This is a genomic window from Streptomyces sp. WAC 04229 (genome assembly GCF_003947455.1).
Taxonomy (GTDB): domain Bacteria; phylum Actinomycetota; class Actinomycetes; order Streptomycetales; family Streptomycetaceae; genus Streptomyces.
The window spans coordinates 1-4,593 of sequence record NZ_QHJH01000317.1; the positions used below are offsets into that span (position 1 = coordinate 1).

A 4,593-nucleotide genomic window follows, 5' to 3' on the forward strand; every position below is an offset into this window, starting at 1 on the left:
GGGTTGCGGCGGCCTCCGGCTCCGGCTGCTTGGTCTCCTCGGCGGGGGCCTCCGGCTCCGGCTGCTTGGTCTCCTCGGCTTCGCCTTCGGAGTCCTTGTTCCCACCCGCACCACCCGTGCTGCTTTCGTCGTCAGGTGCGGGTGGCCCCTGTGGGGCGTCCTCGCCGTCGGCGGCTGCGGGTTCGGGGGTGGCTTCCGGGGCGGTCGGGGGCTCCTCCGCCTTCGCCTCCGGCTCGGGCTCCGGGTCAGCCTTCGCCTCCGGCTCCGGCTCCGGGGTCGCCTTCACCTCCGGCTCCGGGGTCGCCTTCGCCTCCGGCTCCGGGGTCGCCTCCGGCTCCGGGGTCGCCTTCGCCTCCGGCTCCGGGGTCGCCTTCGCCTCCGGCTTCGGGGTCGGTTCCGGGGTCGGCTTGGGGACGTTGACGTTGGTGAAGGCTGCCTTCACCAGGTCGTGTTCGTCAGGGGTGGATTCCGAGCGGGGCTCGGGGACCTGGGTGGACTCCGGCTGGGCCGTGGTCTTCGGGGGTGCGGTGGGCTGGGACGGGAGCTTCGGCTCCGGCGCGGTGACCGGCGGTGCCGTCTTCTGCGTCGCACCCTCCGCAGGGGCGGTCTGTTCCTTGCGTGACCGGCCGAACGCGTTCCGCAGGAGAGTGAGAATGCCCATGTGCGCAACCCTTCGGGTGAGTTGATGCCCGTCAATCCCTGGCCAGGACGGACACGTAAGGTTAGCGGTCCCGACTTGTGATCTTGTGCAGGGTCTGCCACGAAAGCACGGGCGCGTCAAGGTGGGATCGAGACGGCGCGACAATTCCCCTCCGGCTGCCACGGGTTCACCCGCCGTTCACCGCGCCGCCCGGCTCCCGCACGTATGTGCACCTACGGTCGCGCTGACACCAAGGGCATCCAAGGGTTTCTCAGGGGAGAACACTGTGCGCAAGCTGCTGCCGTTGATCGGGACACCGTCGTCCGGCTCGCACCCGGGCGGCCGGTCCGCCATGACCTGTCGTTTCCGGTGTGGTGACGCCTGCTTCCACGAGGTGCCCAACACCAGCTCCAACGAATACGTCGGTGATGTGATCGCCGGTGCGCTCAGCCGCCGTTCCATGATGCGTGCCGCGGCCGTCGTCACCGTCGCCGCGGCGGGTGCCGGGGCCGTGGGCGTGGCCGGGGCGCCGTCGGCGCAGGCCGCGCCGGTGGCCGGCCGGGGGCACGGGCACCACCCGAAACCGCAGGGCGCGCGCGGGCTGCGGTTCACGCCCGTCGCACCCAACACGGACGACACGGTCACCGTTCCGGAGGGTTACCGGCAGGACGTCGTGATCCGTTGGGGTGAACCCATTCTGCGCGGGGCGCCCGCCTTCGACCCGGAGAAGCAGACCGCCAAGGCCCAGGCCGGTCAGTTCGGGTACAACAACGACTTCCTGGCACTGCTGCCGCTGCACGGCGAGCGCGACCGGCAGGTCCTCGTCGCCAACCACGAGTACACCGACGAGATCCTCATGTTCCGGGGCTACGACCCCGAGAACCCGACCCGCGAGCAGGTCGAGATCGCCTGGGCCGCGCACGGGCTGTCCGTCGTGGCCGTGGAGGAGGAGCGGCGGAGCGGGCGGCTGACGCCCGTCTCGCGGCACCGGCTCAACCGGCGGGTCACCGCCACCACCGAGTTCCGGCTGACCGGGCCCGCCGCCGGGTCCGACCTGGTGAAGACCTCCGTCGACCGGTCCGGGCGCAAGGTGCTCGGCACCCTCAACAACTGCTCCGGCGGCACCACCCCGTGGGGCACGACGCTGCACGGCGAGGAGAACTTCAACCAGTACTTCGCCAACAGCAGCCGTGACACCGACAAGCGGTACGGGATCGGGACCGGGGCCACCGAGCGCAAGTGGGAGCGGTTCGACAAGCGGTTCGACGTCGCCCGGGAGCCGAACGAGGTGCACCGCTTCGGGTACGTCGTCGAGCTGGACCCGTACGACCCCGAGTCCACGCCGCGCAAGCACACGCTCCTCGGCCGCTTCAAGCACGAGGCCGCCACCGTGCGGCTGACCTGGGACGGCCGCCCGGTCGTCTACACCGGCGACGACGAGCGGTTCGACTACTTCTACAAGTTCGTCGGCAGCAAGCGGATGCGGCACGGCAGCAGCCGCTCGGCGCGCGAGCACAACCTGTCACTGCTCGACGAGGGCACCCTGTACGTCGCCAAGCTCAGCGGCGACTCCCCGGCGATCGAGATCGACGGCACGGGCAGGCTGCCGCGCGACGGCGAGTTCGACGGCAGCGGCCGCTGGATCCCGCTGGTCACCGCGACCGAGGACGGCGCCGTCTCGCACGTCGAGGGCATGAGCGCCGAGGAGGTGTGCGTCTTCACGCGGCTCGCCGGGGACAAGGTCGGCGCGACCAAGATGGACCGCCCCGAGGACATCGAGCCGTCGCCGGCGACCGGCAAGGTCTACGTCGCCCTCACCAACAACTCCAACCGCGGGGTCGGGTCCAACGCCAAGCCCGACGAGGCCAACCCGCGCAACGCCAACAAGCACGGGCACGTCCTGGAGCTGACCGAGCGCTGGAACCGGGCCGACGCCACCGGCTTCGCCTGGTCGCTGTTCCTGGTCGCGGGCGACCCGGAGGACCCGGCGACCTACTTCGCCGGCTTCCCGAAGGACCGGGTCAGCCCGATCTCCTGCCCGGACAACGTGGCCTTCGACGACCACGGCAACCTGTGGATCTCCACCGACGGCAACGCGCTCGGCACCCACGACGGCCTCTTCGGCGTCGCGACCAAGGGTGACCGGCGCGGCGAGCTGAAGCAGTTCCTGACCGTGCCGACCGGCGCGGAGACCTGCGGTCCGCTCATCCAGGACCGGCGTGTGCTGGTCGCCGTGCAGCACCCGGGCGAGGTGGACGGCGCCTCCGTGGAGGAGCCCGCCAGCACCTGGCCCGACGGGCCGGGGAAGATCGTGCGCCCGGCGGTCGTGGCGGTGTGGCGCGCGGACGGCGAGGACATCGGCGTCTGAGCCCGCCGGTCGCGCCGTGCGGGGCCGGTGTCAGCCGGCCCCGTGCAGCGTGAGGTCGACGACCAGCGCGCGGTGGTCGGTGTCGGCCAGGTCCAGGAACCGGGCGCCGCGCGCGGCGAAGTCCTCCGACACGAGGACGTGGTCGATCTGCACGCCGAACGCCGGGGCGGTCCGGGCCGGCCAGCTGACCGTACGGTCGGCCCCGGCCAGCCGGGCGGCGTCGCGCAGCCCCGTGTCGAGGACGCGGCGGAAGGCGGCGTGGTCCTGGGAGGCGTTGAAGTCCCCGGCCACCACGGCGGGCGTGGAGCGGTCCCCGGCGACCGCGTCCCGCAGCGCGTCCAGCTCGTCGCGCCACAGGCCCACCTGGTCCGGCAGCGGCGGCATGGGGTGCGCGAGCTGGAGCCGTACGGCGTGGCCGCGCACGTCGGCGACGGCGCCCGGCATGCCCATGGTGGCGGGGACGCCGGCGGTGGCCTCGAGCGGGTAGGTGCTCAGGATGACCGACCCCTCGGAGCCGCCGCCCTCGACCGCCTCCCGGTGGGGGTAGTCGGCGGCGAGGTCGCGGCGCAGTGCCGCGTCGCACGTGTGTTCGCACTCCTGTACGAAAATGAGGTCGGGTTTCTCCTCGCGGACGGCCGCGACGAGCGCGCGGGTGCCCTGTCCGAACTCGACGTTCGAGGTGAGCACCCGCAGCTCGGCGAGGGGTGGCCCGGCGGGGTCGACGGACTTGCCGTAGGGCTCGATGAACCAGGCCAGCAGGCCGAGCAGCGCGACGCCCCACACCGCGCCGGTCCACCACCGCGCGAGGAGCGTCAGCAGCAGTCCGGCGCCGGTCGGCACGAGCAGCCAGGGCAGGAAGGCGAGCAGCTGCGGTACGGGGGTGACGCCGTCGGTGTCCGCGACGCGGCAGCCGACGACCACGCTCACCGGGGCGAAGAGCAGCGCCGCGCACCAGGCTCCGAAACGCCGCCCGGTGCGGCGGCCGGCCGGTCGGCCGGGGGAGGGGGACCACTCACCGGTCGCCGTGTCGGTGTCCGTGTCCACGTAACGGCCCTTCGCTCGCGGATGCGATGCCCGAATCCTCCCTCAAAGACGAGGACGGGGCCGCGAGAGTTGCGCGCCCGGACCTACGCCGGCGCGTGGAACTCCCGTACGACCTCGATACGGCCGACGATGTGCCGGTTGAACTCGGCCAGCTCCTCCGCCGGGACCCACAGCTCCAGGATCGTCTCCCCGCCGGCCTGGCGCACCGGGTAGCGCTCCAGGAAGGCGGTGTCGACCTCGAAGCGGGTGACGTATCCGGAGCCGGAGGCGGGGACGTTCCAGTCGCGGGCGATGCGGATCGCGTAGTCCTCGTTGAGGACGGGGTAGAAGATCGGCTGTTCGGGCAGGCGCGGCGGCCAGGCCGTCCAGTCGGCGGCCTCGACCAGGGCCAACTCCTCGGGGCCCGTGGGGCGCCACAGGGTCGTCGTCTCGGGCATGAGCGGTGACGGTAGCCGACCGCGGACGGGCGCCGCCAAGCGATTTCAGAGCCTGGTGCGGGTCGTCCCGGGGGCCGTGGGATCCGTGGCGGGTGGTGTGGGGG

The 4,593-nt window shown here is 72.5% G+C and carries 3 protein-coding genes and 1 pseudogene; 1 reads left to right on the forward strand and 3 read right to left on the reverse strand.

The window, feature by feature from the left end:
* A pseudogene (locus tag DMH12_RS37210) lies at window positions 1-661 on the reverse strand (Toxic cation resistance protein); the annotation flags it as partial.
* A 265-nt stretch (window positions 662-926) separates the two neighbouring features.
* Between DMH12_RS37210 and DMH12_RS37215 the strand changes: the two are divergent.
* Complete coding sequence (locus DMH12_RS37215) at window positions 927-3,008, forward strand: PhoX family phosphatase (protein WP_125495696.1); 2,082 nt, start codon at window positions 927-929, stop codon at window positions 3,006-3,008.
* Window positions 3,009-3,038: 30 nt separating this feature from the next.
* Here DMH12_RS37215 and DMH12_RS37220 read toward each other — a convergent pair whose 3' ends face one another.
* Together DMH12_RS37220 and DMH12_RS37225 are read right to left on the reverse strand one after the other, a co-directional pair.
* Window positions 3,039-4,052, reverse strand: coding sequence for an endonuclease/exonuclease/phosphatase family protein (locus DMH12_RS37220; protein ID WP_125495697.1), 1,014 nt, complete (start codon window positions 4,050-4,052; stop codon window positions 3,039-3,041).
* Window positions 4,053-4,135: 83 nt separating this feature from the next.
* Window positions 4,136-4,489 (reverse strand): ADP-ribosylation/crystallin J1, encoded by a 354-nt coding sequence (locus DMH12_RS37225; protein WP_125495698.1) that lies wholly within the window; start codon window positions 4,487-4,489, stop codon window positions 4,136-4,138.
* Between the last annotated feature and the right edge of the window lie 104 nt (window positions 4,490-4,593).